Consider the following 17,454-nt stretch of genomic DNA (forward strand, 5'->3'; position numbering starts at 1 on the left):
AGGAAATATATGTTTAATAAAGATTCCGGCTCAAAACATCTTGACGAGATGGTTACAATTCATAAAAAAGAATCTGGTTTATCTGTAAATATATATCTTGATGATTCTTTGTCTTATAAAAGAAGAAAACATGCCAAACAAATCATATTTCAAACCGACTATGCTGATAAACCAATCACAAACACCTTTGCTTCAATGAATTTTAATGGAGAGCTTATCGGTACTAATTCTTTGCCAAATGAAGATATTACTAAAATCAGAAATTTTGTCAAAAATAATTTGGCTGCCATTGGGTCTTTGGCAGATATGGATATTGGAATTGTTGAATTTCTTAAAATCATGATACCTGGTGGTAATCTGGCAACCGAAGAATCAAAAGAAAACCAACTAATATCCCTTCCAATGCTAATGACTGAACAGGAGAATATTGCTGAAAATATAAAAATCATTGAGACAGGAACTTGTTTGCGTAAAAAGAGAACTAAGCTGCCCGCAAATATTTTTCTTGATGATACGGGAAACTGGTCCCAATCAGGCCAGTGGAGCCATTTCAAAATAATTAAATTTCAGGCGGACAATGATGACATGACACATACAAATATCAGATGTACTAGTCAAGATAATATCTGACACTTGTTGAAAAATATGATATACTAATCAGCAAGGAGCGGAAGATGACGAACCAACAAAAAATCATCAAAACGAAGGTCGGGATACTTGAGCTGGCAAAGCAGCTTGGGAATGTGTCGCAAGCATGCAAGGTCATGGGGTATTCCCGGGACAGTTTCTACCGGTTTAAGACCCTGTATGAGACCGGGGGCGAACTGGCGTTGCAGGAAATCAGCAAGCAAAAACCCAACGAAAAGAACCGGGTGGATCCTGAGGTGGAGAAGGCGGTGGTGGACTTTGCGTATGAGCAACCGGCCTATGGGCAATTGCGGGTCAGCAATGAGCTGAAGAAACGGGGCATGTTGGTCTCCCCCGGTGGGATTCGCAGCATCTGGCTTCGCCATGACCTGGCTACATTTAAGGCACGGCTGAAGGCGCTGGAAGCGAAGATGGCCCAGGAGCATCTCATCCTCACGGAGAGCCAATTGGCGGCCATGGAGCGAGCCCAGGAAGACAAAGAGGCTCACGGGGAAATAGAGACCGAGCATCCGGGATATTTGGGGGCTCAGGACACCTACTATGTGGGAAACATCAAGGGTGTCGGGCATATTTACCAGCAAACTTTTATCGACACGTATTCCAAGGTCGCTTTCTGCAAGGTGTACGACCGCAAGAATGCCTTGGTAGCCGCCGATATGCTGAACGATGTGGTGATTCCCTTTTTCGATTCCCAAGACATTCCCCTGCTACGGATCCTCACGGACCGGGGGAGTGAATACTGCGGGAACCGGGAGCATCACGAATATGTGTTATACCTGGATCTTGAAAACATTGAGCATACCCGGACAAAAACCCGCCATCCTCAAACGAACGGCATTTGTGAACGATTCAACAAGACCTGCAAGGAAGAGTTCTACTCGGTTGCCTTCCGTAAAAAAGTGTACCACACCATCGACGAGATACAACTTGACCTTACCGAGTGGATACGGCAATATAACTACGAGCGAACTCACAGCGGCAAGTATTGCTACGGGAAGACGCCAATGCAAACGTTCGTTGATTCAATTCCATTAGCCAAAGAAAAACTCATTGGCTATTATGAATCTGACGGTCAGTCCTAATGGATTTCTTTAAGTGTCAGACCATGTCTTGGCTAGTACATATCAGAATACCCATGAGCATTGACGAGAACCCTCAAATCCTCACAGATAATCCGGAGATTTCACTCATCCCCAGCGAGATTGAACAAATCAAGACATTTGTAAGAAATAATAGGGATTTACTTTTGCAGCTTGACGCTCTGGAAATAGATTTCTTCGGTTTTATGGAAAAAATGCGATTAAGCTGATATATGATTCTTAATCATTCAATATCTCAGTCTGACAAAATCTATATAGGCGGCATTAAATTCCATTTGGTTCATTTTGCGTTTCCTTATTACGTATGAATTTTGCCGCTTCGCTGTTCTGGGTGATGGCAGCGTTAATTATTTCAGAGGTTTGATTAACCACAAACTCCAGTGCAAGCCCATTTTGCTCCACCGCAGCAAGAGCGAGTTCCGGTATATTTGCCTGTATCTTCTGCATATTCTGCAGTGCCAGGCCGTTCTGACGGACCATGGCTATACGCATTTCCGGTGTTCGTACTTTCAGGGGTATATTTTCGGTAGCCATAAGGCCATCCATTTCTATGACTGCCCAGCAGATTTCCGGTGTCCATACTCTAATATAATGAGCAGCGCCTATATCTTGCTTGATAGCAATAAGGCATAGTTCCAGGTATTCTGCTTCGGTACAATATTTCTTTTTTACGCCGCTTATGGCATTTCTGCCCTGTCCCACTGCTTTACGGCAAAGAGTTAGGTATTGTTCATGGGTAAGACGGCGAATGTTAACATGGACAAGGGCTTCCCCGGTCTGTTCTACCGCGGCGGAACATAATTTTATGTACTCCTCATTAGTATAGAGTTCATCCCATACATATTCCAGAGCAGTCCCGTTCAATTGGATAAAGTCAAACCATATTTCGGGTGACTGTTCTTCCATATATAATAATGCATTTCCGCTCTTCTTGAGGGCGGCAAGAAAAAGCGCTTGGTTTTGTTCGGCGCTGAGTATTTCTTCTTTTACAAAAACCAGCGCATCCACATCACTTTGTACTGCCGCAAGACAGATTTCGTAATATTGCTCCTTAGTAAATAGTGCAATAATACTATCATTCATATACTGCAATACATCTCCATCATGATGAGCAGCAGTGAGGTATATTTCAAAATATTGTGCAGAAGTGCATTTTTGATCAATCACATATTTGCTATTTCCCCTATACCTCTCTTGAACAGCGCCCAGGCATATTTCAAAATACTGGTCGGGATTAAGAAACTGGGGGTCAACACCCTCAAGGTCAAGTGTTCCATTTTCCCGCGATGCAAAAGCATTGCATAACTTAAAGTACTGATCTTGCGTAATAAATTGGTTTTTTACATATTTCAGGGCATAACTATGATCATGCTCCATAGCTGCCATACATAAATCAAAGTATTGTTCCCCGCTTAGATTCCATGGAGCGCCGATATTTGTTTGAACATATTTAAGGGCAAAATCATCTTTTTTAACTGCAAGAAGGTATAAATCAAAATATTGAGAAGCGCTAAATTGTTTTGCCAGAGGGTGTTCATTTATTATGTCTAAAGTATGAATATTTTTTGAACAGGCAGCTTTGCATAATTCAAAGTAATCCCCGATAGCACAGTCTTCTTCTTTCATATCCCGTAAAACATCTAATTTTTCCGGGGCAGCAATGTAACAAAGCTCAAAATACTGCGATGCTGTCAGATATTCTTTTCTTACAAATGACAGAAGCCAATTGTCTTTCTTTACTGCGGTCAAGCATATTTCAAAGTATTGATCGGATGTAAGATTGATAAGAAATGTTTCTTCCGCATACCGTATGGCTATTGCATCTTGCTTGACAGCGGCTGCATATAGTTCCTGGTACCTTTTACCAATGGCAAGCCTATTCACATGGGTTAAGACATTGATATCCTTTTTTATCGCAGCAAGACAGATCTCATAATAGCGATCCGGGGGACAAATATATTCATTTACATGTTCCAATTCTTTCGGATTATCTGCAATGGCAGAGAGGCATATATCCGCATATTGTTCGCCGGTACATACTGCTATATCTACAAGGGACAATAATGTTTCAGGGTAAACGCAGCTATACTCCATCTCTGCACGCATTGATTCGAATTGATGTATAGCCAAAATGCATATTCCCACATACTGTTCCCGGGTACACTTTTCCCATTTTACATACTCTAAGGCCCTTCCATCCTGTTGAACCGCCACCCGGCATAGGTCAGGGTATTCTGCGGCAACAATTTCTTTGTCCACATATTCCAGTGCAATTCCATCCTGCTTAAGAGCCGCCTTACAGAGCTTAAGATATTGTTCAAAGCTGAAACGTTCTGCTTTTACCAGATACAGAGCCTTTCCGTATTGTTCAACTGCGGACAGGCATAATTGAAAATCATCTTCTGTATTATCAGAAATTCTAAGCACATAATTCCAAAGAGAATCCCCGGGCTCTGCGCCCAACCCGGTTAATATTCGCAATATAGTTTCTGCATCATACCGATCAGCCTCTGTCTGATTCTGATAAGAAGCCCGGCTCAGAGGGGCAAGAATGGTACGGCTTATTAAATCGTCTTTGGAGGCCATTATTGAATTCAACCGTATCAAAAGACCATAGAGATTTGGCTGAGGCCGCGATATCTTTTTTGTATCGCATTCCCAATTCCTCAACTTATTTTTATAGTGCGCAATAATTATAACTGCTTCCCTTTGGGCCAGTTTAAATCGCCGTTCCCATTCATCCTGTTCTCTGGCGGCGATATTTGTTATAATTATTTTTATAGCCTGTAATTCTTCATTATTATAATCAAATTCGCTGAGATCTAACCCTACTTTAAGAACATCATCATCTTCGTCATCCAAATTATTAGTTATTTCACGATATAGTTTCCTACTTTGTACGAAGTGACCTTCATTATCCGCTAATTTACAAAGATACTGCATCACAAAGATACAGAACTTGTAATATCGCGTATTATGGTCTTTACTGGATCTAGCCGTATTTGGCCGCCTTGTATTAAGCAATGATTCCAAGACCAGCTTTACCGTATCCGTGGAATCTGACCGCATGAGGCAAAGAATCGCTTCTTTCTGCATACGTTTTAATAATTTGAGGTCCCCATCTTTTTCCTGCTCTACCAGATTCGTAAGTCCCGCTTCAATGTCCTGGTCGTAGGCACCGCTACCGGTTAAAAACAAACCGTATTCAAAAATATCAAAACCAAGAACCTTTTCCCGGTCTATCAGGGGCAAGACCTCTATGCGGTCCATATGGCGGGTGGTGTAGCTAAACTTGACTGTTTTCTTCATCAGGCGATGATATTCTCTTAAAAAATCCTGGTTGTTCATAATAACTTATGGTATCAGACCGATTGTATTTCACAAAACCATTTTACCGGTTTTGTGAAAAAAAATGAAGTTTTTTAATTATTTACTTAATATTTGTATAGCATTTTCTGTTAAAAATTTATAAAAATTTTTAAAAAACTGGCAATTTTGCATTGAGAAAACAATTTGCTTTGATACAGTGAAAGTGGCGTAAATCAGTGAATTTATCAATGTTTTTTTACTATTTTTCTCAAAGTTGCATTAAGGAGAATATTTTGACATTACAAGAAACACTGTATTTATTAGAAAACCATTCGTGGAAAAAAGAAAGTTTAACAGAAATATCTTCATATTTAAAAGATGTTATAACTATTCTTGACGGAGTAGGTTTAAGACATGAAAGGCTTGAATGTCTTTTACTTATTTTTTATTTCAGAGAAACTGAATATTCTAATCATTGGAAAAATAAACTGGATGGATTTATACCTAATGTCCCATTAATCAAAAAAAAGAATGGGAAAGATGTAAGACCAAAGAAAGAATTGATTTATAATCATTTGTGGAAAAAGTATGATGATATAGATTATTCTACATGCTTATATAAAGGAATTTTTGAAAATGCTTTTTTTGATGAAGAATATAAGAGAAAAACAAAAGAATCTTTTGGGATAAAAGGACTTCGTTTACCTTGGGAGCAAGTTAGACAAAATCAAGATATACAAGGAATTCACGATTTTACAGATGATTTTCATTTATGGACATCAGAAATACTTTCAAAAAATGGAACTATAGCAAGACAAGAGGTTTATAATAAAATTGATGAATTATTAGAAAAATATCGCTATAAATTATAGTCAAATTAATAAGATAAATTTGTTAAATAAAAAGTATAACTCAAATATAACCACTCCCGAAAAATCACAGATCAAACACCGTCCCAACCGGCTGAATTCTTTTTCTTCCCTTGATATTTTTTACTAGTTTTCCATTAACAACCTCAGTTATTGAATAATTTAAAGTTTCAGTATTTGTCTTTATCAACACCCCGGTTAAAGGTCCCACCCATGAAATTAAATTAGCAGCCCAATCAAAGATATAGTCTTTGGAATTCTTCGATAGCTTAGCAATTTGTATAGTATAGAATGATCCATTATTTCGAATTCTTATCCATCCGGAATTCAAAAGGTCTTTCATAATTTCTTCACGAGCCGCATTTTCAGTTCCCAATAATTCGTGATAACTGTCATAGATCGCTTGAATATTTTCTTTAGTATAACCAAAAGCCGCTGGATTTTCTATAACCTTTTTGATATGAGTTTCCCATTCAGACAATCCTAATATTTTTCCTTTTGGGCTAATCCAGTAGGCCACCGCTTGATGATCAAATTCCATTTGGTTCATTTTGCGTTTCCTTGTTATGTATGAATTTTGCCGCTTCGCTGTTCTGGGCGATGGCAGCGTTAATTATTTCAGGGGTTTGATTGACCACGAAATCCAGCGCAAGCCCATTTTGCTCCACCGCAGCAAGGGCGAGTTCCGGTATTTTTTCCTGTATCTTCAGCATATGCTGCAGTGCCAGACCGTTCTGGCGGACCATGGCGATACGCATTTCCGGTGTTCGTACTTCCAGGGGTATATTCCTGGCAGCCACAAGGCCATCCACTTCTATGACCGCCCAGCAGATTTCCGGTATCCACGCTTCAATATAATGAACAGCACCTATATCCTGCTTGATAGCAATATGAAATAGTTCCAGGTATTCCGCTTCAGTACAATATTTCTTTTTTACGCCGCCTATGGCATTTCCACCCTGTCCCACTGCTTTACGACAAAGAGTTAGGTACTGTTCATGGGTAAGACGGCGAATGTTAACATAGACAAGGGCTTCCCCGGTCTGTTCTACTGCGGTGCAGCACAATTTCATGTATTCCTCATTAGTATAGAGCTCGTCCCAAATATATTCCAGAACAGTCCCATTCAATTGGATAAGGTCAAACCATATTTCGGGTGTCTGTTTTTCCATATACAATAATGCATTTCCGTCTTTCTTGAGAGCGGCAAGAAAAAGCGCTTGGTTTTGTTCAGTACTGAGTATTTCTTCTTTTACAAAAACCAATTCATCCACGTCATTTTGTACTGCCGAAAGACAGATTTCGTAATATTGTTCCTGAGTAAATAGTGCAATAATACTGTCTTTTATATATCGCAAAACAATTTCATTAGAATGAGCCGCAGTGAGATAAATTTCAAAATATTGCGCAGAAGTACATTTTCGATCAACTATATATTTACTATTTCCTCTACACCCCTCTTGAACAGCGCTCATGCATATTTCAAAATACTGGTCTGGATTAAGAAATTGGGGGTCAAAATCCTCAAGGTCAAGTGTTACATTTTCCCGCGATATAGTGGCATTGCATAACTCAAAATACTGCTCTTGTGTAATGAATTGACCTTTTACATATTCCAGGGCATTACCATAATCATCCGCCATAGCTGCCATACATAAATCAAAGTATTGTTCCCCGCTTAGATTCCATGGAGCGCCGATATTTGTTTGAACATAATTAAGGGCGAAACCATCTCTTTTAACTGCGAGAAGGCATAAATCAAAATATTGAGAAGCGCTGAATTGCTTCGCGAGAGGGTGTTCATTTATTATGCCTAAAGCAAAACGATCCTTTGGACAGGCAGCTTTGCATAATTCAAAGTAATCCCCGGCAGTACAGTCTTCTTCTCTCATATCCCGTAAAACATCTGATTTTTCCGGGACAGCCATGTGACAAAGTTCAAAATACTGCGCCGCTGTCAGATATTCTTTTTTTACCCTTGAAATAACCCAATTGTCTTTCTTTACTGCGGTCAAGCATATTTCAAAGTATTGATCGGATGTAAGAGTGATAAGAAATCTCTCTTCCGCATACCGTATAGCTGTTGCATCTTGCTTGACAGCGGCTGCATATAATTCCTGGTACCTTTTACCAATGGCAGGCCTATTCACATGGGTTAAGACCTTAACATCCTTTTTTATCGCAGCAAGACAGATCTCATAATAGCGATCCTGGGGACAAATATTTTCATATATATATTCCAATTCTTCAGGATTATCTGCGATGGCAGAGAGGCATATATCCGCATATTGTTCGCCGGTACATACTGCTGTATCCACAAAGTATAATAATGTTTTGGGGTAAGCGTGGCTATACCTCATGTTCGCCCGCATTGTTTCGAATTGATGTATAGCCAAAAAACATATTTCTACATACTGTTCCCGGGTACACTTTTCCCCTTTTATATACCCCAAGGCTATTCCGTCCTGTTGAACCGCCGCCCGGCATAGATCAAAGTAGTCTACGGCAATAACTTTTTTATCCACATATTCTAAGGCCATTCCATTCTGCTTAAGCGCCGCCCTGCAGAGTTTAAGATATTGTTCAAAGCTGAAACGTTCTGCTTTCACCAAATACAGGGCCCTTCCGTATTGTTCAACTGCGGACAGGCATAATTGAAAATCATCTTCTGTATTATCAGAAATTCCAAACGCATAATTCCAAAGAGAATCCCCGGGCTCTGCGCCCAACTCGATCAATATGCGCAATATAGTTTCTGCATCATACTGGGCATCCCCTGTCTGATTCTGATAAGAAGCCCGGCTTACAGGGGCAAGAATGGTACGGCTTATCAAATCGTCTTTGGAAGCCATTATTGAATTCAACCGTATCAAAAGACCATAAAGATTTGGCTGAGACCATGACATCGTTTTATCGTGGTTCCTATTCTTCAACGCATTCCTATAGCGCACAATAGTTATAACCGCTTCCCCTTGGGCCAGTTTAAATCGTCGTTCCCATTCATCCTGTTCTCTGGAGGCAATATTCGTTATAATTATTTTTACAGCCTGGATTTCTTCATCATTATAATAATAATATTCGCTGAGATCTAATCCTGCTTTAAGAACCGCATCATCTTCGTCATCCAAATTATTAATTATTTCACGATATAACTCCCTCTTTTGTAAGATGTCACCTTCATCATCAGATAATTTACAAAGGTAGCGCATCACTAAGATACAGAGCTTATAATATCGCGTATTATGATCCTTACTGAATCTAGTCGTACTTGGCCTCCGTGTATTAAGCAGGGATTCCAAGACCAGCTTCACCGTATCCGTGGGATCTGACCGCATGAGGCAAAGGATTGCTTCCTTCTGCATACGTTTTAATAATTGAAGATCCCCATCTTTTTCCTGTTCTACCAGATTAGTAAGTCCCGCTTCAATGTCCTGGTCGCAGATACCGCTGCCGGTTAAAAATAAACCGTATTCAAAAATATCAAAACCGAGAATTTTTTCCCGGTCTATCAGGGGCAGTACTTCGGCGTGGCCCTTATAGCGAGTGATGTGACTAAACTTGACCGTCTTTTTCATCAGGCGGTGATATTCTCTTAAAAAATCCTGGTTATTCATAAAACCTCATGGTATCAAACCGACTGAATTTCCCAAAACCATTTTGCCGGTTTTTGGAAAAAAATTGTTTATTTTTTCTTTTTTTAAATTATTGGCTTCATTACATCTATATTTTCATTTCTTTTCTGTCTTGCTATCTTTCTTCTTTTATAAATACTGCCATCTCTTGTAAATTCATTAATTTGTAAAGATGAAATAATTCTAGTAGTACCACCTACGGATATTTCATCAGTTAAAAACAATATATCCGGTTCTCCATGTTCAAAACGAATACAACCAACGCCTTTATTTCTATTGGGCAAATGAGCTACACCAATATATATAAAATCAGGATCACTATATGCATATCGTACGTAATAAAAACTAAATCCCCTTTTTTTAACACATAAATTACTTTTGCTTCTTTCCCAAATAAAATTTTTTACACAAATAAATTCATGCCCTGATCCACTCTCATCAATCTCATATAATGCTTCATCTGAATCTGGATCAAGAGGACTATTTGTAGTTGCTTCTTTTAAATTTAATTCTTTATATAAGCGTTTTAAAATATTTGCCATATACTCTCCTTTTATAATTATGCCACGAATACCGATTGACTCAATACTGTGTCAAATACAAATTACCTAATACTTATAACTCCTAATCAGGTAATATTTCTTTTTCTACAATCTGCCGGATCTCCTCGTCAAAGAATGAAAATAATGTCAGGAACAAAAAGCGGGGGCTATCTCCTTGTTGTATAGAGAGTACCGCCGCTTTCTTGGCGCGGCTTAAGTTCTGTTTAACCGGATCGGTTTCCTGCTCTATCATGTTGTCAAAAATTTCTGTGATAGATGTTTGTCTAAAACCATCGATAACAAAAACAATACCGTATTCAAATAGATCACCATCTGCAATCGCTCTGCGGTCCAGGAGTTCTTCCAGAGCCAGAAGCCCCTCGCGCCTCGACTTGTCTGAAAATTCCATAGCTCGACAAATAAAGCGTACTTCTTCCCGGTCCCTGGGCTCGGGCCGTTTATAGAAGCGCATATTAGGAAGGTGATCGAATGCGTCGATATCGCCATCCAGATATTTAGTGAAGGCCTCCGTAAACCCACGACCGGGCAGGCGGACTATTGAATTAAGAGTAATGGACAGAATTGTCGGACTATCCCCCGCCTGTATACCGAGTATCCCCTCCAGTTCTAAACGCCGCAGGATCTTTCGGTAATGATTGTGCTCTCGTTCAAGGTAATTAGTTAAAATAGGGCGAATTATTTCCGCATCAGTACCGTCAACCACCAGGAGGAGGCCTGTTTTAAAATACTCATCGTGAATATCTTCAATTTCCTCTTCCAGAGCCAGAAGCCCCTCGCGCCTCGCCTTTTTTGAAAGGGCCATTACCAGCATGATAACGTTATGAGCGAGAGCTATGAAGTCATCGTAGCTTAGAGAGCCATGGGCCGGCACTAGTTCATTGTTAGGGATATACAAATGATCATTTGACAAAACAGAATCGGGTAAATCTCTTATTTCGGTATTGGTTAAAATGAGCTTATAAAGAGTCGGTATGGTCCCTATGGCATCGGGAAGCTTTTTAATTTTTGTGTGTCCCAGATCGAGGATTTCAAGGGCGGAAAGGCCGGTAATCCCATCGGGCAGGGTTTCTATATTTGTATAACTAAGATCAAGCACCGCAAGGGAAGCAAGGTTTCCTATACTATTAGGCAAATTTTTGATTTTTGATTTTTTTAAGGAAAGGCTCTTCAAAGAAGAAATTTTGCCAATGCTTTCCGTCAGGCTGTCAATTTCTGTACCTTCCAAATTAAGATTAGTAAGGTTGGTGAAATTGCCGATACTGTCAGGCAGGGCTGATATCTTCGTGTCTTTTAGGGAAAGATAATGCAAGCCAGAAAGATTTCCTATACTTTTCGGCAGGGATTGTATATACAGGCCCGACAAATCAAGAGAGGTAAGGCCAGAAAGGTTTCCTATACTTTCTGGAAGGGATTGTATATGTAAATCCCTTAAATTAAGTGAAGATAGCTTAGAAAGATTCCCGATAGTTTCTGGCAGGGCCCTGATTTCTGTTCTGTATAAACTAAAATCGACTAGTTCCCGGAGATTGCCAATGCTGTCAGGCAAGACCGAAACATTTGAATTGTTTATACTCAGCTTCGTAAGGGCAGTGAGTTTTCCTATCCCCTCCGGCAGGGAAGTAAAAGTCCCATAGGATACATCGAGTTCTCTGAGCTCGGTGAGTTTTTCGATTCCGTCGGGTATAAAGGAAAGGTTTCCCATGGTAAGTTTTTTAAGGCTTTGAAGTTCCCATAGCCATTCAGGAAAAACCGTAATACTACTGGCATTAAAATCAAGACTTTCAAGTTTAGTAAAATTACGCACCCATTCGGGTATTTCGGTGATGTGGCTGGGAAAACTTAATCTTTTTAGATTTATACATTTACCAATTGATTCGGGGAGGACCGGTTCTTTCTCAACATAACCATCAATATCCAGGGATTCCAAACAACCAAGCTCAAACAGAAGAATGGCGCCGGTGATTACTTCCAACTGTATTTTCAGGCCCTTAATCTGCTCCAACTCCCCTTGCCTGTCCTTAAAACCGTCAAAGCCCAACTGTATATCCTTAAGGGTAAATTTCCATGTGTCTTTAAGGATTTTGTCGCCATTGACCGCAGCCTCAATAAGGTCGGCAAATTTCATATCCTTCTCCTTCCTTTTATTTTCTTGTGCTAAAAGCGATGCTTCCTTGGCTGCCTGATATTCTTCCCGGAAATTACCTTTGGGACCAATAATTTCGCCGGTCTCCGAGAGATGACGGACAATGCTTTCTATCTTTACCTGATCATCCAGTCTCTGGTTATCCCGGTACCTATTGGTTATTACTTGCCGAAACAACCTGGCGATCCGGGGGGAGAAATTCCGGCAAATCTTCTCCACAGTTTTAGGTTCCGTGTTTGTAAAAGCCGATACGGCGGTCCCCCAGAGGTCCACTTCCCGAAAGACCCTTTGCAGCGCCCGGTCATCCAGAGCCAGAATTAAATCGTCAAACCACATAGTGTGCCCCCCTAGAGCATTTTCCCTGTTAATTTATGGTATCAACCCGATTGTATTTCACAAAACCATATTGCCTGTTTTTTGAAAAAAAAATGAAGTTTTTTGCTATCTACTTCATATTTGTATAGTATTTATCATTAAATATTTGCAGAAATTTGATGAAAATGGCATATTTCGCATTGAGAAAACAATTTGCCTTGATACAGTGAAAGTGGAAATACTAGATACGAAGGAGTGACCATGGAAATTGACAAGAAATTGGGGAACCTTTATAATGAAGAATCTCCTACCGCTTCCGGGAAAACGGAAGAGTCCGTCATAAAGCAAGGTGAACGGAAAAGGTCTCGGTCACCGCAAAAGAAGAAAGACGACAAGCCTGGGTTTTATGGGTGGGGTTCAGTGACTGGATTTCAGACAGGGGTTTTGATGAGACTGGAGTAGGACGTTTGGGTGGAATATAATAATGGAGATTATAGATGAATGATATTAATTAATAACGCACTGGAAGAATGTTTAAACCAAATGCTCTTGAGGATGTTGGGTTTTAAAATTCCATTGGGAATAAGAATGGAAAGTATTCCTGAAAAATATTTTGCATTTGGATTTGCAGAAGATGCTGAAAAGCTAATGACTGTAATTAATAAAAGACTCAAGGACGAAAAAAGCGCAATAGATTCTGCCTCTGCTGCAATGAGGGAGTTTGAGCCAAAATATACCGAAGGGGAGGATATAGATGATTGGTTTGGATCATATCATCCCATGCATAGCCCAGGGTATATTACTCTAAATTCCAAAAATCTTGCCAGGCTTTTGCAACTGATTCTTAGAACTCTTAAAAGTAACAGGAAACGAAAAAAGTTAGATGATTTGGACATAGCCGAAGTCATATCCATAGGAGTTGCCGTTGTAATGAAAACTATATATCACGAATATTTTCATTATTTTTGTGATATTTTAAGGGTAACCCACAAAAATGTTCAACCTTATTCCTTGAATGAAGAAGCACTAGCTGTTGCCTATTCCTATCTAATGCTGTTTTCAAGTATGCGTATGCCTTTTTACCCACCGGAGACATTACATAGATTCATGGTAGAATCAAATATATTATCATTAGATGGGAAAATAATAGAAAACTGGTTGGATCTTTCCACTATAGATAAGTTTGATCCTATGAATACAAAAATCTGTATAAAAAAGTTAATGTTTGACAACTACCCCAATGGATACAACCAATATACTGAGTATATATACGATCTATCTTTTTTATATGATGGCATAAATGAACATTTATTTAAACATAAATTTAACGTTTATGATGGCTTTGATGGCTTAAAACTAATAGATAGTCAGATAAGGGCATTACTTTTTCAATCTATTGAAATAAGAGTGATTTAATTATTAGTTAATAGGAAGAATAAAATGGATAATTGTGACTTTCCGGATATAGATGAAACCGCTTTTGAAAAGGGTATTGATGAGTTTATTAAAGAAGTATAACTTATACTAATTCTTTCAAATATCCCCATATCTTTACCATTGCCAAAGTATCAAGCCGGCAATAAGCAAGCAGGGATTGCCGGATCTCGGTGATTTCTTCCGGACGTTTCTTTTCTAACCCGGGAAAAGCAGTCATGGCTTCACCGCCATTTTGAATTAGTTCAAGGTTATGATAGTCCAGTTCAGGATCATCAGGGAACAGTCCTGGTAAAACTGTTTTAATTGAATAGGATCCTTGAAACTCCCGTCGATAATAGGCATGAGACTGGAAAGGGGTCATGAGGTCTTTAATATGGCTCTGTATATCAAGGAGATGATTAGATAAATCAGGGAACAAATCAGCAAGGTCTTTTATTACCCTTTTCTCAAATCCACTATTATAAGCCAGGGTGCAGACCTTCCGGGGTATATCTTTACAAAGGGCTTCTGCCAGGGGACGGCGTGGATCTGTTCCCTCTTTGGCTAAAAATTCATGATGTTCTGCCTCTGTATCCGGACTCTTGAGTATATGCAGAGAATATTGAAAAGGGATTTGCATATAAGGCCAACAGCCGTCAAATGGAGGGAGGGCCGGCATGAAAGTTTCAAAGTCCAGGAAGTATAAGGGGAATGTTAAGGTTTTTAAAAATGACTTGATTTCTTTTTTATTGATAGTTGGATCCAAGCTCCTGGCTTCTGACTCAACCTGACGCTGCTGCTTTTCCGAAAGAGAAATGTTATTTTTTAAGACATCATCAAAACTGATTATTCCCTGGTTATAATAATCAAATTTAGTTTTCCCTGCCAAACGTGCAATGGAAAATATACTCTGTTCAGGAATATGTTTCCAACAGTAGCCGCTATAACCACATTCATAGGGGTCACTACAATGTGGGCCTATATCTATATCAGGTTCTTCTTTTTGTTCGGCAGTTTTCTTTAGGGCGGCTATCTGATTTCCTATATCTTTTTGTTTAGCTAAAACTTCATTGGTACAATCTTCAACAGTAAATAATTTTTTCAGGTCAAGTTTGCCTTGCCTGATATATTGATTGTTGATATGCATGAGGGATATTTTTTTGACCTTGAGACCGCATCCGGAAAGCACATAGTATTGAAAGGCCATATCATCATAATAAATGGGATTTATTCCTGTGGAACTTTTAACTTCTATTATTTCGAACGAGTCTTTAACCAAATGAAGTATATCCACACTACAGAAATTACCCTCGTAGGAAAAGGAGGCTTCTGTGATTACTTTTGTCTTTTGTTCAAGTAATTTTTTAGTATCATCAATCATAAGAAATTTGTCAGCATTATAGGGAACTTCGGAAAATGTACCAAAATAGCCCATGGCTAAATCACCAATCTCATTACCCGTATTAAGTATCCCCTGGTTCATCACTCCATCATCATATTCATCGGGTATATTCTTCTGCATCCAGAGAATTTTGGTACACTGTAAGCCGCTGCAATAACGGGATTTGGAAAGGTTCATAATGTTATGATGCTAGATGAATAAAAGAAAGACAATTTACAATTTCCAAGGTAATTTCCTTATTTGCTCATCTATTTCTGAAATAAATTTAATTTTCCCCTTTTCTTCCATAAATATTTTACCATAAGCATGCCCCTTACTTGTCATCAAACTTCTGATAGTAGCTAGAGGATTTTGAGAATATTTACAATTCCCGATTGCATCAATAAATTCTTTCAAATCAAAACCATTCTCTGGATTATCCTCAGTCTTTTCAATAAATAATGCAATTATTTTATGATGATTAAAATCAGGCTTTTTACTCCATTTTTTTATTTTAGTTTTAATACTCTTCAAATCTTCTACCGTATAATTTCCTTTTGACGTTTCGGTAGAGTATGCACTTAATATACCTTTATTATTATCTACAATTATTTGACTGTATTTTATTCCATTTTCATTACACAATTCTGTAATTTTATTATATTCTTCCTTACACATTTCTTGCAGGTTACCAATAACTTCAACCTTAGCAGAATAACCACTTTTAAATTGAAAATCTTCAATTTTTTTAATTAATTTGACTTTCTCATCAGGTTCCAAATCTTGAAAAAGATCGTGTTTATTAATAAATTCAATATAGGATTTTCCACTCTTTTTCGAATTATATTCTTTTAATACTGGAACAACATTACCAAAGAGATGAAGCCCACATTTAGTTTTATTAATCGGTATTAAATGATCCCAAGAATAGTTACCATCTACTAAGTCTTTTCCAGAATAAATGCATTTGTTTTCAAACTTTGTTTTTGTTTTTTCTTCATCTTCATCCGAAAAGCCGCCATAATTTTCGCTTATATTACTTAATAAGCAACGAATAAAAGCATTTGCAACATCAGAAGGATTTGTCCTTTTAGCCAAAATAATACCCCTTTATAAAGTTCAAGAAAACAGCAATATAAACTACCTGCTAATCAGAACAATCCTATAAAATGGAGACCTATGACCACCTATCTCTATTTCTTCCCTACAGGCTTCTTCCCAGCAGATGCAACCTTAACCGGATCCTTAGCCTTTCCGCAGATACAAAGAAAATCCTACCAAAATCAGATGTTTTTGTCAATTATATATTGAAAAAAATCTACCTTATGTCAATATTTTAGGGGATGGTCAACCAAAAAGGAAGCCACCCATGCCGGAACCTGCCAAAAGAGATCCCAAAGCCTCAATTTCTTCAAATCACCATAAAGGATAGTGAAGGCAATGAATGGACCACAACCATAGCCCAGCCCAAGGACTTTTCCTCGGGAACGATATCAATATGGGCTGTCTTTTACCTTTATTGGTTCAAAGCCGATGAAGTAAATATTTTATGAAAAGAAATTTTTATATAGCAACCAGATTACCCTTGGTTCAAATCACCCTACAAATCTTCGTTGCACTTCGCATTTGAATCCGGGATTGTCAATGGTTTTTCATCTAAAATATTTTTTACCAGTTTCACCTCCTCTTTGCTGAACCTATAAGAAATTCCATGAAACTCTTTTGGAAGTTCCATCCCATACTTCTCACGAACATATATTCGTGCTAACTCTTCTATTACTATCATTGTATCCTCCTAAAAATCTATACCCTTTGGCATTTATTAACTTATGAATAGATTACATAACATTATCTAAACTATGCCAATACTTTAAAAGTTTCATCGTATCCTTAGTTCCCTTTTGAAAACTCTTTGTTAAAATAGGGACTAATCGTTTAAGTATTTTTTCATCGCATAATCCTTCTTCTCTTAACAGAGTAATAAAATCAGGCATATTTTCATCTGTTACTTTTCCAGTATTTTGTAATATATATATTCTACGTTTAATAAAACTAACGATGGCTTCTTTAAAATTCAT

15 protein-coding genes are annotated in these 17,454 nt (G+C 38.4%); 6 read left to right on the top strand and 9 right to left on the bottom strand.

All coding sequences use genetic code 11. The features are described 5' to 3' along the window. The first annotated feature begins 9 nt into the window (after positions 1-9). From TREPR_RS10250 to TREPR_RS18640, 3 genes are read left to right on the top strand one after another with little or no spacing between them, the layout of a single operon-like run. Positions 10-630, top strand: coding sequence for a hypothetical protein (locus tag TREPR_RS10250; RefSeq protein ID WP_015708244.1), 621 nt, complete (start codon positions 10-12; stop codon positions 628-630). Between the two features lie 44 nt (positions 631-674). Then, positions 675-1,730 carry an IS481 family transposase gene (locus TREPR_RS10255; RefSeq protein WP_015708190.1) on the top strand — a complete coding sequence of 352 codons (1,056 nt, stop codon included), beginning with the start codon at positions 675-677 and terminating at the stop codon, positions 1,728-1,730. 53 nt (positions 1,731-1,783) lie between these two features. Continuing rightward, the gene (locus TREPR_RS18640) at positions 1,784-1,957 is read left to right on the top strand and encodes a hypothetical protein (protein WP_169313421.1); all 174 of its coding nucleotides are present in this window, start codon (positions 1,784-1,786) and stop codon (positions 1,955-1,957) included. Between the two features lie 55 nt (positions 1,958-2,012). Here TREPR_RS18640 and TREPR_RS10265 read toward each other — a convergent pair whose 3' ends face one another. After that, complete coding sequence (locus tag TREPR_RS10265; protein WP_015708245.1) at positions 2,013-5,096, bottom strand: hypothetical protein; 3,084 nt, start codon at positions 5,094-5,096, stop codon at positions 2,013-2,015. A gap of 254 nt (positions 5,097-5,350) precedes the next feature. Between TREPR_RS10265 and TREPR_RS10270 the strand changes: the two genes are divergently transcribed. Then, entirely contained in the window at positions 5,351-5,929 is a 579-nt protein-coding gene (locus TREPR_RS10270) for a hypothetical protein (protein ID WP_041611136.1), read from the top strand. A gap of 64 nt (positions 5,930-5,993) precedes the next feature. On the opposite strand, the gene TREPR_RS10275 is transcribed toward TREPR_RS10270, so the two are convergent. The 4 genes from TREPR_RS10275 to TREPR_RS10290 form a co-directional block, all read right to left on the bottom strand. Further along, positions 5,994-6,476, bottom strand: a complete 483-nt coding sequence (locus TREPR_RS10275) for a hypothetical protein (protein ID WP_015708247.1) — start codon at positions 6,474-6,476, stop codon at positions 5,994-5,996. Next, entirely contained in the window at positions 6,457-9,540 is a 3,084-nt protein-coding gene (locus TREPR_RS10280) for a hypothetical protein (protein WP_015708248.1), read from the bottom strand. Before TREPR_RS10280 ends, TREPR_RS10275 begins: the two co-directional genes overlap by 20 nt. Positions 9,541-9,623: 83 nt before the next feature. Further along, positions 9,624-10,100 carry a hypothetical protein gene (locus TREPR_RS10285; protein ID WP_015708249.1) on the bottom strand — a complete coding sequence of 159 codons (477 nt, stop codon included), beginning with the start codon at positions 10,098-10,100 and terminating at the stop codon, positions 9,624-9,626. Between the two features lie 82 nt (positions 10,101-10,182). Next, positions 10,183-12,600, bottom strand: coding sequence for a leucine-rich repeat domain-containing protein (locus TREPR_RS10290; RefSeq protein WP_015708250.1), 2,418 nt, complete (start codon positions 12,598-12,600; stop codon positions 10,183-10,185). Between the two features lie 240 nt (positions 12,601-12,840). Here TREPR_RS10290 and TREPR_RS10295 point away from each other — a divergent pair, with 240 nt between their 5' ends. Together TREPR_RS10295 and TREPR_RS10300 are read left to right on the top strand one after the other, a co-directional pair. Continuing rightward, positions 12,841-13,041, top strand: a complete 201-nt coding sequence (locus TREPR_RS10295; RefSeq protein WP_015708251.1) for a hypothetical protein — start codon at positions 12,841-12,843, stop codon at positions 13,039-13,041. Between the two features lie 39 nt (positions 13,042-13,080). Then, positions 13,081-13,995 carry a hypothetical protein gene (locus TREPR_RS10300; RefSeq protein ID WP_015708252.1) on the top strand — a complete coding sequence of 305 codons (915 nt, stop codon included), beginning with the start codon at positions 13,081-13,083 and terminating at the stop codon, positions 13,993-13,995. A gap of 103 nt (positions 13,996-14,098) precedes the next feature. Here the strand turns inward: TREPR_RS10300 and TREPR_RS10305 are convergent, their stop codons facing one another. From TREPR_RS10305 to TREPR_RS10325, 4 genes are all read right to left on the bottom strand, one after another. After that, the gene (locus TREPR_RS10305) at positions 14,099-15,517 is read right to left on the bottom strand and encodes a DUF2779 domain-containing protein (RefSeq protein ID WP_245534719.1); all 1,419 of its coding nucleotides are present in this window, start codon (positions 15,515-15,517) and stop codon (positions 14,099-14,101) included. A gap of 93 nt (positions 15,518-15,610) precedes the next feature. Continuing rightward, positions 15,611-16,474: a hypothetical protein gene (locus TREPR_RS10310; RefSeq protein ID WP_015708254.1), complete on the bottom strand. Its 864-nt coding sequence runs from the start codon at positions 16,472-16,474 to the stop codon at positions 15,611-15,613. A gap of 502 nt (positions 16,475-16,976) precedes the next feature. After that, positions 16,977-17,162 carry a hypothetical protein gene (locus tag TREPR_RS10320; RefSeq protein WP_015708256.1) on the bottom strand — a complete coding sequence of 62 codons (186 nt, stop codon included), beginning with the start codon at positions 17,160-17,162 and terminating at the stop codon, positions 16,977-16,979. 52 nt (positions 17,163-17,214) lie between these two features. After that, entirely contained in the window at positions 17,215-17,454 is a 240-nt protein-coding gene (locus TREPR_RS10325) for a hypothetical protein (RefSeq protein ID WP_015708257.1), read from the bottom strand.

The organism is Treponema primitia ZAS-2 (assembly GCF_000214375.1).
GTDB classification, from domain to species: Bacteria; Spirochaetota; Spirochaetia; order Treponematales; family Breznakiellaceae; genus Termitinema; species Termitinema primitia.

What these genes read in the sequence shown, in the direction of transcription:
- TREPR_RS10305 (WP_245534719.1), bottom strand. Translation starts at nt 15,517, where the DNA reads ATGCAGAAGAATATACCCGATGAATATGATGATGGAGTGATGAACCAG.
- TREPR_RS10295 (WP_015708251.1), top strand. Translation starts at nt 12,841, where the DNA reads ATGGAAATTGACAAGAAATTGGGGAACCTTTATAATGAAGAATCTCCT.
- TREPR_RS18640 (WP_169313421.1), top strand. Translation starts at nt 1,784, where the DNA reads ATGAGCATTGACGAGAACCCTCAAATCCTCACAGATAATCCGGAGATT.
- TREPR_RS10300 (WP_015708252.1), top strand. Translation starts at nt 13,081, where the DNA reads ATGATATTAATTAATAACGCACTGGAAGAATGTTTAAACCAAATGCTC.
- TREPR_RS10275 (WP_015708247.1), bottom strand. Translation starts at nt 6,476, where the DNA reads ATGAACCAAATGGAATTTGATCATCAAGCGGTGGCCTACTGGATTAGC.
- TREPR_RS10265 (WP_015708245.1), bottom strand. Translation starts at nt 5,096, where the DNA reads ATGAACAACCAGGATTTTTTAAGAGAATATCATCGCCTGATGAAGAAA.
- TREPR_RS10280 (WP_015708248.1), bottom strand. Translation starts at nt 9,540, where the DNA reads ATGAATAACCAGGATTTTTTAAGAGAATATCACCGCCTGATGAAAAAG.
- TREPR_RS10325 (WP_015708257.1), bottom strand. Translation starts at nt 17,454, where the DNA reads ATGAATTTTAAAGAAGCCATCGTTAGTTTTATTAAACGTAGAATATAT.
- TREPR_RS10285 (WP_015708249.1), bottom strand. Translation starts at nt 10,100, where the DNA reads ATGGCAAATATTTTAAAACGCTTATATAAAGAATTAAATTTAAAAGAA.
- TREPR_RS10320 (WP_015708256.1), bottom strand. Translation starts at nt 17,162, where the DNA reads ATGATAGTAATAGAAGAGTTAGCACGAATATATGTTCGTGAGAAGTAT.
- TREPR_RS10290 (WP_015708250.1), bottom strand. Translation starts at nt 12,600, where the DNA reads ATGTGGTTTGACGATTTAATTCTGGCTCTGGATGACCGGGCGCTGCAA.
- TREPR_RS10250 (WP_015708244.1), top strand. Translation starts at nt 10, where the DNA reads ATGTTTAATAAAGATTCCGGCTCAAAACATCTTGACGAGATGGTTACA.
- TREPR_RS10255 (WP_015708190.1), top strand. Translation starts at nt 675, where the DNA reads ATGACGAACCAACAAAAAATCATCAAAACGAAGGTCGGGATACTTGAG.